Consider the following 19,794-nt stretch of genomic DNA (forward strand, 5'->3'; position numbering starts at 1 on the left):
GTTCAGACAATTCTGGGGCTGAATTACCAATGAAAGGGCATAACAGTAGTGGCTAGTCGTGAATGACGGAAATCAACGGAAACTTCCCGATTTCAAATCGAACTTGAACAGCCGGCACTCGATCGGACCGTTCCACATCGGCACGCGGCGCGACTCCTTCAGGCGCATGCGCTGCGGCAGTTTGAGGTCGGGCGTGAGAACCCAGGCGGTCCAGCCGGCGTAGTTTTTCTTCCAGTGGGTCGCGAGTTGCGAGAAAAACTCGCCGCCGTCTTCCGTCGCGGCTTGCTCGCGTGCGCCGATGCGCGCCACGCCGCCGACTTCGATGCGCTCGCCATACGGCGGGTTGAGCACGATCACGCCGCCATCGGCCGGCGGCATGCGCTGCAAGGCGTCGCCGCCGCGGAACTCGACGGCATCCGCGACGCCCGCGCGCTCAGCGTTGCGCTCTGCGAAGTCGACCATGCGGTGCGACACGTCGCTGCCGAACACGGCAACGGCATCAGACGCTACCGGCGCCTCCACCTCGTTCTTGACGGCATTCCACACATGCGCCTGGAACGGCAACAGTTTCTCGAAGCCGAATCGCCGCAACGACCCGGCCGGAATGCCGCGCGCGATCTGCGCAGCTTCGATGGCGATGGTGCCGCTGCCGCAGCACGGGTCGTACAGCGGCGCGCCAGACACGGTCCCCGTTTCCGGGTTCCACCAGCCGCTGGCGGCCAGCATCGCGGCGGCCAGCGTTTCCTTCAGCGGCGCGTCACCCTTGTCCTGGCGCCAGCCGCGCTTGAACAGCGGCTCCCCGCTGGTGTCGATGTAGAGCGTGCAGGTGTCGGTGGTGAGGTGGGCGAACACGCGCACGTCGGGCCATTGCGTCTCGATGCTCGGGCGCACGCCGTTCGCCTTGGCGCGGAAGCGGTCGGCAATCGCGTCCTTGATGCGCAACGTCGCGAAGTTCAGGCTCTGCAGCGGGCTGTGCTGGGCCGTGGTCTCGATCTTGAAGGTCTGCTTCGGAGTGAACCAGATTTCCCACGCCACGCCGCTCGCGATGCCATAGAGGTCGTTCTCGTTGCGATACGGCGCGTGGGCCAGCTCGACCAGCACGCGCTGCGCCAGGCGGCTATGCAGGTTGAGCAGCATCGCGTCGCGCCAGGCTGCACGCACGCGCACGCCGCCGCGCAGGGTGAGCAGATCCTGGCCGACGCGGCCGGTCAGCGCATGGACTTCCTGCGCCAGGAAGTCCTCCACGCCAGCGGCGCAGGGCAGAAAGAGGGAAAGGTCGTTCACCCGGCCATTGTCGCCGCCCGGCGCAAGCCAGACAGAAGGTATAGGGCGCATGGCGGTGCCGGCCACCTCGCATAGCTCCTCTATAGTGGTTCTTTGCATGAGTCCCACGTCCGCGCCCGACTACGCCGCGCCGCCCGCTTCACGCTTTGCCGTGCAGTGCGAGGTGTTGCGCTTGAGCGCTCAGCCCAGCGGTCCGGCGCTGATCGTGCAGTTCCTGCTGGACTGCGGCGTGGCCGCGCTGTTCGCCTGGCAATACGCGGTAGCCCCAGCGCTGATGTGGATTGCGCTGATCGCGTTCACGACGGCGGTGCGCGGCTTCTTCCCGCAGCACCCGCCCGATCCGCTGACGCCTGAGAACCTGCCGCGCGCTCTGCGGGTGCACACCTGGCGCATCACGATGCACGAGGCCGCGCACGGTGCCGCCGGCGTGCTGCTGTTCAACCCGGACGAGCCGGTGGTGCAACTGTTGCTTGCCACCGTCATCATGGCGATGACGCTGTCGTCGGCCTTCTCCGTGTCGTTCTACACGCCGGCGATGCGGCTGGCCATCACACTGCTGCTGGCGCCCATCATCGTGATGGGGCTGATCTTCGGCTCATCGGTGATGCGGACAACGGCGCTGCTCGGCGTTGGCCTGATGGTGATGGTGTGGAAGCTGGTGACCGAACGTTCGCGCCATCTCGAGGAAAACATCGGCCGGCGCCACGAAGAGAGGGTGCTGCGCGAGCAGGCCCAGACAGGTCTGCGCGAATCGGAGCATGCCCATGCCGAACGGCTGCGCTTCTTTTCAGCGGCCAACCACGACCTGCGCCAGCCGGTGATGGCAATCGGGCTGCAGGCCGAAGTACTGCGCCAGCAAATCGACGCCGATGCTCCCAAGCCGGTCGTGCAGCAGACCGTGGCTGCGCTCTCGCAGGCCCAGCAGGCGCTTGAAGCGTTGACCAACCAGCTTCTCGAAATCGGGCGCATCGAGGCCGCGGCCGACCCGCTGAGGCCCGGGCCGGTCGCCTTGGCACCGTTGCTGCGCGAACTGGCCCGCAACTCCGGCCGGGTTCGGGTGCGCTGCCCTGCCGACGCGCTGGCCTGGACCGATGCCGTGGCGCTGCGCCGCGTGCTCGGCAACCTGACTGACAACGCGCTCAAGTTCGCGCCGCAAGGCCGTGTGCTGCTGGCGGTGCGGCGCGGCCGCTCCTCCGCGGTGTGGCGCGTCGAGGTGCGCGACAACGGCATCGGCATTGCGCCCGACATGCAGCAGCGCGTGTTCGGCGACTTCGAGCAGATCGGCAACGTGGAGCGCAACCTGCAGCGCGGACATGGGTTGGGCTTGGCCATCGTGCGGCGGTTGGCAGATCGGCTGGGCTTCGTGGTCACGCTGCGCTCGGCGCCGGGGCGTGGATCGGTGTTCGGCTTCGAACTGGAGGCGGCGCCGGCCGACCTGGTGCTGCCCGAAAGCACCAGCGCTGCCGAAGCAAAGGCTGCCGCCCACATGCTGCCGCTGCGACCCGGCATGGCCGTGCTGGTGGTGGAAGACAATGCCGTGGTGGCCGACAGCATCGCCGCGCTGCTGCGCCACTGGCAGGCCGAGCCGCGCGTCTACGCCAATGCGGCCGAGGCGCTGGCGCTGGCCGATCTGCACGCGATCGATGTCGCGCTGTGCGACATCCGGTTGCCTGGTGGCCTGGACGGGGTGGCGCTGGCGGACCTGCTGCAGAACCAGCGGCCGGATCTGACGATTGCGCTGGTGTCGGCGGATATCGAGCCGGTAACGCAGCGGATGGCGCGGCAACGCGGGTGGCATGCCTTGCGCAAGCCAGTGCAGGCGGCGGATTTGCGGGCGGTGCTGGCGGCGGCGCAGGCGTGATGGGCGGCTTGGGCGATCGCCCAGGCCAACGTCGTCGCCTGGATCGACGCGCAACCCATTGAAGCGCTTTACCCGGCCGCGATCACTGTCGCCGAATTGTGATTCGGCGTGGCAACGATGCCTGCAGGAAAGCGGCAGGATGCCTTGCACGATCGCCTGGAAACGCGCGTCCTGCCCCTCTTCGCTGGCCGCGTGCTCCCGTTCGACCTGATCGCGTCGCAGGCCTGAGTCGGACTGATGGCACGGGCGCGTGTTACGGGCCTGTCAAGCGCGACACCAGCCGGTTCGAGGCGGCAGGATTGACGGTCAATCCCTGGAACGTGCAGTCAGGCCACCAAGGCAGCCGCCTTCTGCTCCATGTGCACCCAGTCGACCACCTCCCCATCCGGCCGGTAGCCGTTCACCATCTGCTTGAGCAATTGACGGATCATCGGCACGTCATTCACGTCAAGTGCGGCTGACAGCGCCTCCAACCGCTCGCCCAGAACGCCCCACTTCAGAAAGTCCTCGTGCGCTTTCATGATGCGCGGGTGATGCGTCGGCAAGGGGTTGTCGCCGATCAGCAGCTCTTCGTAGAGCTTCTCGCCGGGCCGCAGGCCGGTGATGCGGATGGCGATGTCACCTTCGGGATTGTTCGCGTCGTTCACTGTCAGGCCCGACAGCTCGATCATCCGGCGCGCCAGGTCGACGATCTTCACCGGCTCGCTCATGTCGAGCACGAACACATCGCCGCCCTGGGCCATCGCTGCGGCCTGGATCACCAATTGGGCCGCTTCGGGAATGGTCATGAAATAGCGCGTGATGCCGGGGTGGGTCAGCGTGATCGGCCCGCCCTCCTTGATCTGCTGGCGGAACAGCGGCACCACCGAGCCCGACGAGCCCAGCACATTGCCAAAGCGCACCATGCAGAAACGCGTGGCGCCCGGCCCGGGGGACGTGCGCTCCGCCAGCGCCTGCAAGACCATTTCGGCCACCCGCTTGCTGGTGCCCATGACATTGGTCGGCCGCACCGCCTTGTCGGTGCTCACCAGCACGAAATCGCTCACGCCGTATTCGACGGCCATGCGCGCGGTGACCAGCGTGCCGAACACGTTGTTCTTCACCCCATCGGCCGCGTTGTGCTCCACCAGCGGCACATGCTTGTAGGCAGCGGCGTGATACACGATGTGCGGGCGCCAGGTGCGCATGATCTCGCGCATGCGCATCTCTTCGCGCACCGATGCCAGCAGTGGCACCACGCGAATCGCCGGGCCTTCCTTGCCGGGCAGTAGCCGCTGCAGTTCGCCATGGATGGTGTATAGCGCAAACTCGCTGCGCTCCACCAGCAGCAGCACGTCAGGCGAAGCCTTGACGATCTGCCGGCACAACTCACTGCCGATCGAACCGCCTGCGCCCGTCACCAGCACGACCTTGCCGCGAATGTTCTTGACCAGCAGGAATTGGTTCGGCGGCACCGGGTCGCGCCCCAGCAAGTCGTCGATCTCCAGCTCGCGCAGGTCGCTCGTGTGCACGCGGCCTTGCGCCAAGTCCGTCAGACCCGGCAGCGTTCGCACAGCCACATGGGCATCGAGGATCGCGGCGAGGATCTCGTTGCGACGCTTGCGCGGCGCCGATGGAACGGCCAGCAAGACCGTCGTCACGTTCAGCGCGCGGACCCGCTCGCTCAACGAGCTGGGGTTGTAAACCGTCAAGCCACGAACCGTGCCGCCGTGCAGGCGGTGGTCGTCATCGAGGAAGCCGATGACGTGCATATCGGGACTCTGCGCCATTGCGCAAGCCAGTTGCTGGCCTGCGGATCCGGCGCCATAGATGAGCGCACCCGGAAGCGTGTTCCGCGCAATCCGGCTCTGATAAGAGTTGCCAAGCCAGTAGCGCGCCATGGTTCGCGATGCGCCGATAGCCACCAGCAGCAACGGCGGCTGGATCAGCCCGATGGTGCGCGGAATGCCCTCGACACCCATCACTGTGAATACCACGCCATAAAGCAAGCCGTAGATGAGCGAGGCGCGCCACATGGCCGCCATCGCCGCACTACCGCCGTAGCGGAAGATCGCCCGGTACAGCCCGAAGGTCACGAACAACGGCAAGGCCAGCACCAGCGAGCCTGCGACGGCCCACCAATGCGCGCCCGACAGCGTCACCCAGCTATCGAGCCGAAGCGACATCGCCATCCACACGGTGAGCACACACAGCGATGCGTCCGCAGCCAGTGCGACAAGACGCTTTGCAACTCGAGGCAACGCCAGCACATGCCGACTGGACCTGTGCAGCGGCCGCCAGTCCAGCACGGGCCCGGCGAGGCAGGCCGCGCCAATCCCAAGGCTGTCGGCGAACAGGTCGCCCCACTCGGCCATACGCGTCGGCGTGAAAGACTGCAGCACCTCGATCAGAGCGCCACAGAAGAACAGACCGATGGCAACAGCGCTCAGGCGATGGCCATACGCGCTACGGCCGAGCAGGCCCAGCACCGCGAAAGCGAGCATGTGATTGGACTTGTCCCACCCTGTCGTGGGAATCTCGCTCGGCACCGTCGGCATCAACGCCAGCGCCAGCACGGTCAGGCAGGCTACCCAGAACGCCCACCGCTTGAATTTTTCTCTAACGGCCCCTGCGGTCATCAAGGAGCTCCAAAATCAGCAGGGGAATGCAGTTCTTTATTTCCGGGTCGTGACCCGTGGGCACGGTCTCCAATTGGCTGGGCCTATGTTCATTGGTCAGTCGTTGACTACAGGCAAAACTTGAATCCACCCGAAGCGAGACATGAATTAGCTGTCGCATATGATTTGGTTTCTCCCCTGTTTTATTGAGATTTGTAAATAGCATGCAGCGCTTGTCCGCACGGCAAGAAATCACGACATCAGTGTGATACGCCATCGCGATTGATCACTTTGACGAACGTAAGCCAGAGAATTTGAAAATCGAACAACATCGACTTGCGACCGAGGTACTCCACGTCCAATTTCACTTTTTCACGAATTGAAAGTTCGTCACGACCATTTACCTGGGCCCATCCGGTGAGTCCGGGCACGAGCTTGTGCACCCTTCGCTGCGTCCGCAGTTCTATGAGATCGTTTTGATTGAACAATGCAGGCCGTGGGCCTACGAAACTCATTTCTCCGGTAAGGATGCACCAGAGTTGAGGCAGCTCATCCAAGCTGCTTTTACGTAAAAAGCTACCAATTGGCGTCAGATACGATTCCGCGTCGACCAACAGGTCCGTCGCTATTGCCGGAGTCTCAACGCGCATACTTCGGAACTTGGGCATCCTGAAGATCTTGTTCGCTCGTCCAACTCGGTCGGACCAATACAAAATTGCGCCACGCGAGGTCAAACGCACCGCAGCTGCTATCAGTGCCGCAGGAATCAACAAGATCAGCGCCGCAAGCAATGCGAGAGAACAATCAAACAGTCGCTTCACGCAAGTATCCTTTCGCCGCTCTTTTCAGACCTTCATCCACTGATATGGGTGGACTCCAGTTCAATAATTCGCGCGACTTCGATATGTCCACTTGCAAAGAACCGCAAAGCCGCTGCGCAATCTCGGGCCTGCCAACAAGCCTTGCACCCAAAGCCAGGAAAACCGGGGGGACGGGAATAAGGTGCGGAGATTTCCCCAGCGCCTTGGCCATCCTCCTGAGCAGGTCAGTGGTTGACAGGTCTTCCCCGTCGGAAACAAGAAACGTCTGGTTTGCCGCGGCCGGATGCTTCACACAGGTGATGAGGAAATCCGCCAGGTTGTCCAGCGCTACATAACTGCGTCGATTCCTCACTGCCCCCAAGGGCAATGGCACGCCGCGCAACAACAGGCGCACAAGCGATCTGAAGTTTCCCGGCGCACATGGGCCGTAGACCAGAGGCGGACGAACAATGACGACCTCGAGGTCCGTAGTTTTCGTGATCACTCCGAGTCCAAGTTCCGCGTCGAGCTTCGAGACTGCATAGGGCGAATGTGGTGCTGGTGCATCGGCCGCTGAATAGGGACCTTCGACGGTCTCTGCGCCGTTGACACCAATGGAACTGACATAGACAAGGCGTCTGACCCCCGCCGCAGCAGCTTGCCGCGCGAGGCTCAGTGTTCCGTAGCAGTTGACCGTTCGAAACTCTTCCAACGGGTCGGCCGCACCATCCTTCATGACGTGCACACGGGCAGCGCAATGCACCACGGCTGAAACCCCACGAAGCGCTTCGGACCAATCGGTCGCCGCGTCTTGCTCCCCCACGAAATGTTTCACCACCCCTGCCGGCAACCGCTCGCCATCGTTGCGGATGGCCACCGAAACGCGGTTGGTCTCGCTATCCGCCCGGAGTCGATTGACCACCGACGCGCCCACGAAGCCCGTGGCTCCCGTCACCAAGATCACTGTTAACCCCCTGCTTTTCTTGTTAGTCAGAAAAGGACCGCTTCATGCAATCCCCATCTCGCGCAGCATCACTGCATTGACCTTGTGCACGTCGTACTTCTCTTCTGCGATCTGGCGTGCTCGCCGGCCCATGCGCGCAAGCAGCGCCTGGTCCTTGATGAACCTGAGCATGGCCTGCTCCAAGGCATCCACGGATCTGACGGGAACCAGGAACCCGTTGTCGCCATCGACCACCGTTTCTCTACAGCCTGGGGCATCGGTCGTGATGACCGGACGGCCCATCGCCATGGCCTCCAACACGCTACGCGGGGTTCCCTCTCGGTACGAGGGCAATACATAGACGCTGCTCGCGGCGATGGCCGGACGCACGTCTGAAAGGCGTCCGAAATAGGTCATCGTTCCATCGGCAACCCAGGCGTCCAATTCACGCTTGGCGATGGCATCCGGATTGGAGTCGATCCACCCGACCAGGCCGCAGTGCACGTCTGGATGCGCGGCGCGAACACGGCGCGCAGCCTCCGCGTATTCACGCACCCCCTTGTCGCCCAAAAGGCGCGCAATCAGCAAGAAGCGCATCGGCCCCGTTGGCAAAGGAGCCACCGTGAAACTGGCGACATCCACTCCCGATCCGTTGACCACACATGAAGGGACGGTCGTCTTCAAAATGGCAAGCCGACGAAACATTGCCTCGTCATCAGGGTTCTGGAAGAAGACCCTGTGCACCCGACCAAGCGCCAAGGCATAGAGCCGGCGCACCAATTCCTGCAGCCACTTTCGTTTCCCGCCCCCCTGAAATGCGTAGCCGAGGCCGGAAATCAATGCAAACCGCCGGGGTACGCCTGCCATGAACGCCGCAAGCGATCCATAGATGACTGGTTTGACGGCGTAGCTCAATACGCAATGAGGCCGGACACGACGCATCAATCGGAGCAGAGCCAACAATCCACCGATGTCCAGAAGCGGATTGGTCCCGGTGCGGCGCAACGGAATGCTGTGAACCTTCAGTCCCAGCGCCTCCAACTCCAGGCGCACCGGGTCGCCAACAGGAAGAAGCGGCGCGGCCACATGCACCTTGAACCCTTTGATTTGCAGCGCGGCTATCAATGGCCCGCGAAAACCCAGGAGCGATTCGGCAAAGCCGGCGATGATCAAGAATCTCATCTGCGCTCTCCGGCTGAACTCGTCTGTTCTTCGAGCCACGCTTGAAACATGAGCACGCACCACAACGGGTGCTGCCAATTTCGTTTGCCGCTCAAATGCTCGGCCCACTTCTGCCGGATCGGTGCGGCATTGAACCAGCCCTCGCCTTGGAGTCGCGATTCGCGCAACAAGTCTTCCGCCCACGGGCGGAGGGGGCCACGCAACCAGTCGCCGAGAGGAATGCCGAAGCCCATCTTGGGCCGTTCGATCAACCCCCTCGGGACATGGCGATCAAGCACCTGGCGCAGCGCCCATTTGGTGGTGTAACCCTTGCCCTCGCGCCGCAGCTTGTACTGCAGCGGCAGTTGCCAGGCGAACTCCACGACGCGGTGGTCCAGAAGCGGCACCCGCGTTTCCAGACCCAAGGCCATTGCCGCCCGGTCCACCTTGACCAGAATGTCGTCGGGTAGATAGGTGAGCAGGTCGAGAGCCATCATGCGCTCCACATCGGACAAACCTTCCAATCGGGGCTGTCCGCCCAGGAGCGGCAGGGCCGACTCCGATGCTCCCAGTACCACTTGTGCAGGATCGGTCCACTGCGACACCATGCCCAAGTACAACTCGGCCACCGAACGCGCCGCCATGACTCCAGCGCCCTTGTGCAGTTTGTCGCCCACACTGGCCCAGCGCGCGGCACCGGGCACGCGCAATGCCAAGGCGTCGAGACTCTTGGTCGAGAAGCGGGTGACGCCCCAAGCCAAGGCCTGGCGCAACGGCGACGGCAATGCAGACAGCTTCTGCCATAGGGTTGCCGTCAACTGGTAGCGGTTGTAGCCCCCGAAGAGTTCGTCGCCGGCATCTCCGGAAAGCGACACCGTGACATGCTGGCGCGCAAGTTGACTGACCAGAAAGGTGGGAATCTGAGATGAATCGGCGAAGGGCTCGTCATAGAGTCTTGGGACGCTCTCGATGACGGCCATCGCCTCATGAGGCATGACGTACAGCTCAGTGTGTTCGGTGCCCAAGTGCCGGGCAACCGCCTTGGCATGCACGGCTTCGTTGTACGCGGCCTCATGAAAGCCAATGGAAAACGTCTTGACCGGTCTGGTGGATTGCGCCTGCATCAGCGACACCACTACAGAAGAATCCACGCCGCCAGACAAGAACGCCCCCAACGGGACATCGGCCATCATTTGCCGACCAACGGCATCCTTGAGCAGGCTCTCAAGCGCATCGACAGCTTCGACAGCGGATCCCGCGAACGGTTCCGCCTTCCCTCGTTCGGCCGCTTCCCCCGCTGACCAGTATGTGCATACCAGTGGCTCCGGCGTGTCTCGCGATACCGTGAGGAAAGATCCTGGCGGCAGCTTGTGAATACCTCGATAGATGGAATGGGCGCCACCCACGTTGCCGTGGCGCATGTAAAAGCACAGCGCGTCGCGATCGATCGGCGCGGCAAATGCAGGGTGCGCACGCAGGGCCTTCAGTTCGGAACCGAACAGGAAGACCGCCGATCGGCCACTGCCTTGCCAGCCGTAGTACAGCGGTTTCTCTCCAACCCGGTCGCGCGCCAGCGTGAGCGTCCGCGTCTCTCTATCCCATAGCGCAATGGCAAACATGCCGAGGGTGCGTTCCAGAGTGCCCTGCACACCCCACACCTCAAGACCGGCGCACAGCGTTTCAGTGTCGGAAGTACCGCGCCACGCAGGTGCTTGCCCCCTCTTTCGCAAGTCGGCGCGCAAATCGAGATGGTTGTAGATCTCGCCATTGAAAGCGATGACATAGCGTCCAGTCGCCGAACTCATGGGCTGATGGCCAGCTGGAGATAGATCAACGACCGCCAAGCGACGGTGGCCTAGCGCAAGCTGCGCGTCTGGATCTGTCCACACACCACCGTCGTCCGGACCTCGATGGCGAATCCGGCGGGCCATCAGATCCACGATGGTCGCTTGTGCAGATGCGTTCTGAGCGAGGCCGCCCAGGAAGCCGGTCAATCCGCACATACGGTTTCCCCTACTGCACTCAGGAGCATGCTTGCTAACCGAGGCCCGACCTGCTGGACAGAATATTCCGCCTCCACGCGATGGCGGCCGGCCTTGCCCATGGTTTTCCGCAAGACTGGGTTGCCCAGCAGTTGCTCCAGCCTGGCCACCCAAACGTCTGGCGCTTCCGCAAGAAACCCGTCAATGCCGTCACGAACAATCTGTTTGTTCACCCCTACAGGCGAAGCCACGACCGGCAAGCCGCACGCCATATATTGAATGAGCTTGTAGCCGCACTTGCCGCGCTCCCAAGGCGAGTCGGCAAGGGGCATGATGCCGACGTCGCACAGGGCAATTGCCTGAGCCTCGGTCTCCTCGGTCCATGGCACGCACTCCACGTCGACACCGGCCATATCAAGGGTTGCGCCTATCACGCGCAGCTTGAATTCGAAGCGGCCAGCCAGTACGGCCAACGGCATTTCCAGTGCGCCCAAATACTTGACCGTGGATGGCGACCCGATCCATACGAGGTGCGGCACGCCTGTTTGTTCGTGTTGGGCCTGGAACCCATAGCGATCGAGATCAACCACCGTGGGCACCACCTCGACCCGAGGCGCACCGGCATCTCGCGCGCGTTGAGCCAAGTAGTCATTACCTCCCACGACCAGGCGCGCACCCGCCATCAAGCGATCAATGCGTCGCCCCAGCGCCCGCCTCACCCATTTGGAAGCATGCAAGTCGTAGTTGTGAAAAATCGCGTCGTCGTAATCAAGCACGTACGGCACGCCCCTGAGCAAAACGCTTTCCAATGCCGCAGGCATCCAAGGCAACGCCTCCTTTTCAATCCAGACCAAATCGAATTGGCGTCGGGAAAGCATTTGCCATATGCGCGCCGCATACGCCTTCAACATCCTGCCCGAACGATAATTTCTGGATTCGTATTTTTCTCGCAGCATCTCATCGCCGATCAAAGGCTGCACCCTGATCGCCACCCCCATCGCCTCCAGCACGGATTCGAATTGCAGGGAGCGCAAGCGAGATGAAGCCCCCAAACGGCCGTAGCGGGTTAACGCAAGAATCCTCATTTGCGATCCTTCGCCAAGACAACTGGAAGCGCACGCCAAAGCATTACGTAGCCTCGCAGCGTGTTTCGCAAATCTTCCAAACCACCACGTGCCAAGGAAAATACGGCGCGAGATATGGATTCAATGAGCAGGGTCGCTCCCACGAGCGTCCAGTATGAAATAAACGAAAAATGCTTGGATGCGTATAACAAGCGACTGCGCAATGAATAAAAAAGCCGATGGGCTTTGACTTTTTCCGATGCGCCGCCGCCGGCATGAAACGCCTGCGCGTCGGCCAAGTAGACACTGCGCCACCCGGCTTGCCGAGCGCGGTAGGAGATATCCACTTCTTCGAAATAGACGAAAAATCGCTCGTCGAATCCCCCAAGCGACTGAAAGAGAGATCGTCTAATCAGAAAAAAAGCGCCGATCACTTGATCCACTTCGCGATCGTGGGCGTGATCCCATTCCCCCATGTGCTGGCTCCAAGCGCGCAGCCACGGCAACTTGTTCAAACCAAGGGCTTGCGCAAGCAGTAGGGGTGTCGAGGGGAAACGCGCACAAGAGCGTGACACCGCCCCGGTCGAATCAATCAACTGAATTCCGGCGATGCCAATGCCTGAATTCTCGTTTCTCTCCATGAATTCCAACGGAATCGACAATGAGCCAGGGAACAAGCGAGTGTCTGGATTCAGGAAAAGGATATATTCGCTTCGACCATCGGCAGCACCTTGGTTGCACGCCGCACCAAACCCTCTGTTGCATTCATTGAGAACAAGATCCAACGGAATTTCTTGATTTCCGAAATTTGCATCCTGCAAGGAATCGTCAGAGGATTTGTTATCCACAACAACGACGCTACCGACCAGCCCACCATGATTGGCGGCAATACTAGCCATCGCATCACGGAGTTGAGACCCGGAATTCCAATTCACCAAGACAATATCAATCATTCGTCGAATTTTTTTCGGGGTTGAATTTTGTGCTCAGAAACAACCAATACCAGAATCCGAGCTGAATCCACATGGAAAGCAAGGAAAAGTACTGATCCTGAAAGAATTGCATGACCAAGGGATATACGGAGGCCGAATAATAAAATATCCATCTGCCCCCGACACCCCTGGCCTTCCGGTATAGCCACCAGTGCCCAATCAAAAACATTGGCGGAATGAAAATTCCGAGAAATAGAAAATCTCGAAAATAAACCTCGTAAACGGTATAAACGTTCGTTGCATCCGGAACATAGGCATACTCCCGTATCAGCGCCTTGGGAGAGACATCTGCCACTCCCAACGCATTCAGCACAGAGAAAGCCAGTCGAAAAGAGTTGAGCCCTAATTCCGCTACCAGGGGATCGGTTACGAGTCGAGAAAGTGCGACAAAGGGAGCAACGGTGTACTGCCGGAGGTTTTCAAAAAGAGAATCTGCGTTGCCCGCAACGTCAGCCTCGATTGAAACCCCCTTGGCAGTCATCACTGCCACAAAAACAAATGCACACCCCATCAAAACGAGCGCCACCAAAAGGCCCTTTAGACGGACGATGCCCGTTAGCACCATGGGAAATATCAGCAGCAAGAAAAATATCAGAATGAACGTTCTTGCAGTTGAGACGTATGCGTAGAACAAACTGACAAGGATCGAGGTCGCCAAGCGATAAGCACCGGCGCGCCGTTCAAAATACGAGGCGATAGTTATGGAGGACGTAACCAGAGACAAGATGGAGAGATAAGAAAAGATCCCAAAACTCTCTCCATCATCTGTCATTGCAGATCTAAACCCTATATAGCCCGCGATGCTGAAAATATCGTCGCCCCCTGCCAGTGAGACAGCTCTCAGGTAGGCGAACGGGACTGCGGCAAAGACTACGATCTGCGCGATCAAAAGCAGGCGCTCCCTGATGGGAGGAAGTCGTTCAAAAGCCAGAGGCTCGGACACCGATGAAGTCATCGCACGCACCCCGATCAGAAGTACGAGCGCAACCGACTTCACTGTGAAAATCAAGAATAAAAACTCTGATGTCACTTCGACAAAACTATCGCGCTGCAGGTAAAAATTCAGAATCAACAAAGACCAGATCAAGAAATAGATCTGAAAAGGATTTGCGAACCCCATTCTTGGTCGTGACGCCAAGGCCAAGCCCGCAAGAACGAGGCACAAGAGACACTCAACCACGGGTTGCTTTCGAACACCAGGACAACACCAACGTGTCGAACACCATCCTGCCCACCCAGGCCCAGGCCGCACCTTCGATACCGTATTGAATTAGCAGGAAAAAAAGCGAGGCAAAATAGAGCGGGAGTTCGACGACGTGCAATTTCGCTGTTAGATCGGAGCGGCATCGCGCATGAAGCAATGCATAGAACATGGCTCCAATCGAATTCGCGAACACACCCAGGCAAAGAATCTGGCCCACCACGATCGACTTGGGCTGGAGATCGTCCCCAATCCAAAGCGGCAAGATTAAGGGAATGAGCAGTGCAAGCGCACCACACACCAGCAGCATCATTCCGCCTACGATGAAAAGCCAACGTCGAAAGTAGGCGTGCGATGCGTCAGACCCCTCGTGTACCATCTTGGTGAGAGATGGAAAAATTGCGGAAGAAATGGCGCCCACGAGAATGAGACTTTGAGCAACCAATTCATACGGCAAGACGTATGCGGCAACAGCGGCGACCGAAAGCGTGGCACTAATCAAGAACCTGTCTGCCTGCACCAACACAGGACTCACCACGCCACTGACCGCCACCCAGCCACCAAAAGAAAAAAGCGACTTTGCGACGGATGCCGAATAGGTGCCGGCGCTCTTTAACAGCGACCGGTTGCGGAGGCACGAATACGCCAGTTCGCGGAATACGAATAAAGCAAGCAGGCGGCTGGCCACCAAAGTTCCTACAAGCCAAGGCAATTCGCTCGTGTAATGGGTTACAAGGTATGGACCGGCAAAGTTGGCAATGCCAAGGGCTAACCGAACAAGACTGATCCCTTTGAAATTGAGGAAGGCCTCATTCAGACCTCGGTAGGTGGCGCTCATGGCTTGCGCGGGGAGCGCGATCGCCAGCAACAGCATGGCATTGCATATTTCAGTCGACGGGACAGTCGCGGCGTGGACCCACGCGGTCCCACCGCACAGGGCTGCGAGCGCGATCAAGACTCCGCCCGCAAAGCCGGCCGTCAATGTGATGCACCCCGCCGTTGCCAGGATCGTTGGTACCGAGGTCAAATCGCCGCTTCCCCGCAGGCGGGAGACCAATTGGGTAACTGCGCGACCGATTCCCAAGTCCAGTGCCCCGGCATATCCGATGAGCCCCCATGCAAGAGCAAGCAGGCCAAAGCGTTCCTGGCCAAGCTTGTTGATGAGCGGCGGCACGGTTGCCGCAGCCACCAGGAGTGGCAGAGACAAGCCGGCAAGATTCCAGCCAATATGAGACAAGCGCATTGGCGGTGATCAGGTTGTCATTTCGACATACCAGTCCAGCGCTTCCCTGACGCCCTGCACAACTCGATGCGTGGGCGCATATCCAAGCAGTCGCTGGGCCTTCTCGATATTGGCCTGACTGTGTTGAACGTCGCCTGATCGAAAACTGCGATACACAGGCTGAACTGCGGGCCCCACCCCATGGGCTGCCAAACCATCGCGAAGCAGGGCAAACAAAGTATTGAGCGTCGTCCGATCGCCGAGCGCGACGTTGTAGACCTCGTTCAAGGCCGCCGGATTGGCGGCGGTCGCGGCGAGCAGATTGGCTTGCACGGCATTGGCGACGTAGCAGAAATCCCGACTGGTTTCGCCATCGCCATTGACGTAGACGGTTTCGCCGCTCAAGAGCGAAGAAATCCATTTCGGGATCACGGCGGCATATGCACCGTTCGGGTTCTGGCGCTTTCCAAATACGTTGAAATAGCGCAGGCCGATGGTGTTGAAGCCAAAGCAGCGCGCGAACACGTCAGCGTACAGTTCGTTGACGTATTTGGTGACGGCGTACGGACTGAGCGGCTTGCCGATGGTGCCTTCCACCTTTGGCAGCGCACGATGGTCACCGTAGGTGCTGCTGCTGGCGGCGTAGGTGAAACTCGCAACCTGCGCGTCGCGCGCGGCGACCAGCATGTTCAAAAAGCCGCCGATGTTGACGCCGTTGGTGGTGATGGGGTCCGCGAAGCTCCGGGGAACGCTTCCCAGGGCCGCTTGGTGCAGGACGTATTCCACCCCCTGGCAAGCAGTCCGGCAGTCCGCAAGATTGCAGATATCCCCTTCGATGAAACGAAAGGTGGCCCACTGCCTCGGCGTGACAATGGCCTGGACTTCGTCCAGGTTGCACTGGCGCCCTGTAGCAAAGTTGTCCAACCCTACGACGCGCTGATCAAGCGCGAGCAACGTTTCCAGGAGATTGCTGCCGATGAAGCCCGCGACGCCGGTTACAAGCCAACTGTGGCTTTCGCTGCTCAAGCGCCGAAGGAGTTGCTCGTAGGCCGTCGGGCCAGGGTTGCACGCGCTCATAGCCGACTGTCCGCGACGCCCAGCGGCAGGCTGCTCTTCACATCGAACAGCACGGCGCCAACCTGCCCCAACGCCCTGATACCGGCTTCTCCCAGCGTTGCGAACTGGTGATGCCCCACTGCCAACACCACGGCGGCGTATTGCCCAGGCTTGGGCATTTCGCTCAGACACTGCAAGCCGTATTCGTGCTCCGCTTCGGCCACGTCGATCCACGGATCGAACACGTCTACCTGCACGTTGTAGCGCTGGAACGTACGCACCATATCCATGACCTTGGTGTTGCGCAGGTCGGGGCAGTTCTCCTTGAAGGTCAGGCCCAGCACAAGCACCTTGCTACCGAGAACAGGCAAGTTCTTTCGAAGCATGAGCTTGACGACCTCGTCGGCCACGTGACCCGCCATGCTGTCGTTGATGCGGCGCCCGGCCAGAATGACTTGAGGGTGATATCCCATCTGCTCGGCTTTGTGAGTCAAGTAATACGGGTCGACGCCGATACAGTGGCCACCGACCAGACCAGGACGAAATGGCAAGAAGTTCCATTTGGTACCAGCGGCCTGAAGCACTTCGAGCGTGTCGATATTCAACCTGTTGAAAATCAGGCTGAGTTCGTTCATCAAGGCAATGTTCAGGTCTCGCTGGGTGTTCTCGATGACCTTGGCGGCTTCGGCGACCTTGATGCTGCTGGCCTTATGAGTGCCGGCGGCAATGATCTCGCCATACAGGGTGTTCACGGCTTCGGCTGCCTCTGGCGTACTGCCGCTGGTCACCTTCTTGATGTTGGGCAACCGGTGCTCTTTGTCGCCTGGGTTGATGCGCTCGGGGCTGTAGCCGCAGAAGAAATCCACGTTGAATTTCTTGCCTGAAAACTTTTCCAGCACCGGCGCGCAAATTTCTTCCGTGGCGCCGGGATAGACAGTGGATTCGAAGATGACCATCGCACCCTGCGGCATCACGCGCCCGACCGTTTCGCTGGCCCTGACAAGCAACGTCAAATCGGGTCGGTTGGCCCCGTCGATGGGCGTTGGGACGGTCACGATGAAAACTCGACAACCTTCGAGATCTTTTGGATCGCTGCTGAATCGAAGGTCGGTAGCAGTCTTGAGTTCCTCCGCGCTGACTTCCAGAGTGCTGTCTCGACCGGATTGCAGATCGGCGATGCGCGCCGCATTGATGTCGAAGCCCAGCACGGCCCTGCGCTTGCCAAACTCGACGGCCAGTGGCAAGCCAACGTATCCGAGGCCGATGACTGCGATAATTCCGTTTAATTTCATTGTTCGTATTGATTTCAGAGTCGGCTTGGCGCGGTCGGCGTCAAAAGATGCCGCGGTGGCGAACTGGTGGACGGCGGCCCTGGAGCCAGTTCAGTATTTGTAATTGATATAGCGGTAACCGCCATACTTGAAGCCAATGCCGTAGCCGTAGCGGCGCTTGTTCATATTCAAGGCATTGAATACGACGCCATTGACCCTGGCTCCCGCTCCAAGAAGTCGTTTATTGGATTCCTGTAATTCCCCGATCGATGTGACCTCGGCTCGGGCGACGAGAAGCACGACCCCTGCGAGTGGGCCAAGGACCGCGGTGTCCGATGCAGCCAGCACAGGCGGGGTGTCAACAATGATCAGGTCGTAATTCTTTTCGGCGCGCTTCACTAGATCTACCGCGGCGGCAGACAAGAGAAGCTCCGCGGGATTCGGCGGCAGGATTCCGGTACTCAAGAAATCGACATTCGGCATCACACCACGATGAATTGCATCGTTGATCGCCACCGTGCCTGCGATGATTTCGCTGACCCCTATCTCCCGCTGCAATCCAAAGTACTGATTCAGGTGGCCCTTGCGTAGATCTGCGTCAATCAGCAATACTTTTTTCCCGGCGGCGCCCAGCACCGCTGCAAAATTCACGCTGACAAACGACTTGCCAATTCCGGGCGTCGGACCGGTTATCAGAATGACATTGTTGGTTGCCTCCAACATTTCGAACTGCATTGCGGTTCTCAGACTTCGCATGCTCTCCACCGCATGATCTTTCGGCGCCGTTACTGCCAATACGCGGGTTCCAGGAATTTTTTTCGACAAGTCATTCGCGTGCCGTACTTCCAGTTCCGAATGCGGAATGCTGGCGAACACGTGCAGCCCGGTGTGCTGCTCTATTTCTGCGGGGTCTTTCAGCCCGGGGCGCAGATTGTTTCTCAAGAATGAAATTGCGAGACCGATGACCAAGCCCAACACCGTCGCCAGCGCCACGATCAGCGGGCGCTGGGGTTTCACGGGTTTTTTCGTTACCGAGGCGGTGTCGACGATGCGTACATTGCCCACCTTGCCTTCTTTCAGCAGTCGCAATTGCTGCGAGCTGTTCAGCAAGTTCACATACAACTCGCTGTTCACCTTGACGTCGCGTGTCAGCCCGAGCAGTTCTTGCTGGACGTCAGGCAGCTTCTTCACGCGAGAGTTGAGGTTGCTCAGTTGGCCGTTGAGGGCGCCGATCTGCGCGTCGACGGCGCGAATGCTGAAGTGCTCCGGCGTGTAGAGGCTCCGGAGTTCCTTGCGCTTTTGTTGCAGCGTCAGCAGGTCGGTCTGCAGCTTGACGGATTGCTCGAGAACCGCCTTGCCTTCAGAGTCGAGATCAAAGGTGCTGTTGCGGTTTCGAAAGCGGTTGAACTTTGTCTCGGACTCTTCCAACTGGTGGCGCAACTGCGGCAAGAACGTGCCCAGAAACTCCAGTGACTTCTCTGCTTCAGCCGCCTTGCGTTGGATGTTCTGTCGCACATAGAGAGCGCCGATTTCGTTGAGCAGTCGCGCTACTGCGCGCGGGTCTTCGCCTTCGAGCGTCGCGCGCATCACTCCGGATTGCTTTCCCTCTTCCGTGATCTTGAGATCTTTTTGCAGATCTTCAGTCACCGACAGGCGAAAGAGTCGGGTCACGTAGAACTGTGCGCCCGTATTGCCGACTGCCTGGTTGACCAGCAATCGGCCTGATCCGCCATCCACCAAGAAAGCCAGTGGCTGACCGAATTCGCCATGGGCCAGCAGGCCACCGTCTGGCGAGATCAGTTCGTAGCCTTCCGGGGTCAGGCGCACGACAAAGCGCCTGCCTTCCATTGCGTCGGGCACGTCGAAAGAACTTACGCTCAACGCCTCATTGCCGCTCACAAACCCACCGAAACCAAGCAGGCCCGGCCTGGAAGGTGTGGTCGAACTTGCGGCGAGCCACCGGCCCACCAGTGGGATGTACCGGGGCGTGACTTCAATGTCGAGCCCCAGATTGGCCACGGCCTGATCGACCACAAGGCGCGAACGCAGAATCTGCATTTCCGCCGAGGCCGGGGAATGAATGTCGAACAACCCAGCTGCCTGGCCCAACATGCTGCTCACGGGGTCGCTCTTGCTGTCTTCCACCTGAATCACGGTGTTGGCCTGATAGACGGGAGGGCTCAACAATGCATATGCGGCGCCGGCCAGAAGTGCCAGCGCCGTCACCGTGGCAATGAGCCAACGGTTGTCGAGCAGCACATCGAGCAGTTCCAGCAGATTGATGCCGTCGCCGGTCGGTCGTGTCGCAACGGGCATGGTGGACTTGGGGGGATTCATTCGCGGCTAACTGGTTGAGGCTT

14 protein-coding genes are annotated in these 19,794 nt (G+C 60.1%); 1 reads left to right on the forward strand and 13 read right to left on the reverse strand.

The features are described 5' to 3' along the window. Window positions 1–72: 72 nt before the first annotated feature. Window positions 73–1,284, reverse strand: a complete 1,212-nt coding sequence (locus WKW80_RS27000) for a THUMP domain-containing class I SAM-dependent RNA methyltransferase (protein ID WP_340366725.1) — start codon at window positions 1,282–1,284, stop codon at window positions 73–75. Window positions 1,285–1,333: 49 nt separating this feature from the next. On the opposite strand from WKW80_RS27000, the gene WKW80_RS27005 reads away from it, so the two are divergent. Beyond that, window positions 1,334–3,145: an ATP-binding response regulator gene (locus WKW80_RS27005; protein WP_340366662.1), complete on the forward strand. Its 1,812-nt coding sequence runs from the start codon at window positions 1,334–1,336 to the stop codon at window positions 3,143–3,145. 326 nt (window positions 3,146–3,471) lie between these two features. On the opposite strand, the gene WKW80_RS27015 is transcribed toward WKW80_RS27005, so the two are convergent. The 12 genes from WKW80_RS27015 to WKW80_RS27070 form a co-directional block, all read right to left on the reverse strand. Beyond that, window positions 3,472–5,763 carry a VanZ family protein gene (locus WKW80_RS27015; protein WP_340366663.1) on the reverse strand — a complete coding sequence of 764 codons (2,292 nt, stop codon included), beginning with the start codon at window positions 5,761–5,763 and terminating at the stop codon, window positions 3,472–3,474. Window positions 5,764–6,002: 239 nt separating this feature from the next. Further along, entirely contained in the window at window positions 6,003–6,563 is a 561-nt protein-coding gene (locus WKW80_RS27020) for a sugar transferase (RefSeq protein WP_340366664.1), read from the reverse strand. Continuing rightward, the gene (locus WKW80_RS27025) at window positions 6,547–7,497 is read right to left on the reverse strand and encodes a UDP-glucose 4-epimerase family protein (RefSeq protein ID WP_340366665.1); all 951 of its coding nucleotides are present in this window, start codon (window positions 7,495–7,497) and stop codon (window positions 6,547–6,549) included. Before WKW80_RS27025 ends, WKW80_RS27020 begins: the two co-directional genes overlap by 17 nt. Before the next feature lie 51 nt (window positions 7,498–7,548). Then, window positions 7,549–8,667: a glycosyltransferase family 4 protein gene (locus tag WKW80_RS27030; RefSeq protein ID WP_340366666.1), complete on the reverse strand. Its 1,119-nt coding sequence runs from the start codon at window positions 8,665–8,667 to the stop codon at window positions 7,549–7,551. Continuing rightward, window positions 8,664–10,649, reverse strand: coding sequence for an asparagine synthase (glutamine-hydrolyzing) (gene asnB, locus WKW80_RS27035; RefSeq protein ID WP_340366667.1), 1,986 nt, complete (start codon window positions 10,647–10,649; stop codon window positions 8,664–8,666). The genes WKW80_RS27030 and asnB overlap by 4 nt, the downstream gene beginning before the upstream one ends. Then, window positions 10,637–11,713, reverse strand: a complete 1,077-nt coding sequence (locus WKW80_RS27040; RefSeq protein WP_340366668.1) for a glycosyltransferase family 4 protein — start codon at window positions 11,711–11,713, stop codon at window positions 10,637–10,639. The genes asnB and WKW80_RS27040 overlap by 13 nt, the downstream gene beginning before the upstream one ends. Further along, a complete protein-coding gene (locus WKW80_RS27045) occupies window positions 11,710–12,645 on the reverse strand; it encodes a glycosyltransferase family 2 protein (protein ID WP_340366669.1) in 936 nt (311 codons plus the stop codon). The genes WKW80_RS27040 and WKW80_RS27045 overlap by 4 nt, the downstream gene beginning before the upstream one ends. Further along, on the reverse strand, window positions 12,638–13,804 hold the full coding sequence (locus tag WKW80_RS27050) for an O-antigen polymerase (RefSeq protein WP_340366726.1): 1,167 nt from the start codon (window positions 13,802–13,804) through the stop codon (window positions 12,638–12,640). Before WKW80_RS27050 ends, WKW80_RS27045 begins: the two co-directional genes overlap by 8 nt. A 52-nt stretch (window positions 13,805–13,856) precedes the next feature. Further along, window positions 13,857–15,128: a flippase gene (locus tag WKW80_RS27055; protein WP_340366670.1), complete on the reverse strand. Its 1,272-nt coding sequence runs from the start codon at window positions 15,126–15,128 to the stop codon at window positions 13,857–13,859. A 9-nt stretch (window positions 15,129–15,137) separates the two neighbouring features. Next, window positions 15,138–16,184 (reverse strand): NAD-dependent epimerase/dehydratase family protein, encoded by a 1,047-nt coding sequence (locus WKW80_RS27060; RefSeq protein WP_340366671.1) that lies wholly within the window; start codon window positions 16,182–16,184, stop codon window positions 15,138–15,140. Next, on the reverse strand, window positions 16,181–17,455 hold the full coding sequence (locus WKW80_RS27065) for a nucleotide sugar dehydrogenase (RefSeq protein WP_340366672.1): 1,275 nt from the start codon (window positions 17,453–17,455) through the stop codon (window positions 16,181–16,183). The genes WKW80_RS27060 and WKW80_RS27065 overlap by 4 nt, the downstream gene beginning before the upstream one ends. 90 nt (window positions 17,456–17,545) lie before the next feature. Continuing rightward, window positions 17,546–19,771 carry a polysaccharide biosynthesis tyrosine autokinase gene (locus tag WKW80_RS27070; RefSeq protein ID WP_340366673.1) on the reverse strand — a complete coding sequence of 742 codons (2,226 nt, stop codon included), beginning with the start codon at window positions 19,769–19,771 and terminating at the stop codon, window positions 17,546–17,548. Window positions 19,772–19,794: the final 23 nt, after the last annotated feature.

The sequence above is a fragment of the Variovorax humicola genome (genome assembly GCF_037889915.1).
Lineage (GTDB): Bacteria > Pseudomonadota > Gammaproteobacteria > Burkholderiales > Burkholderiaceae_C > Variovorax > Variovorax humicola.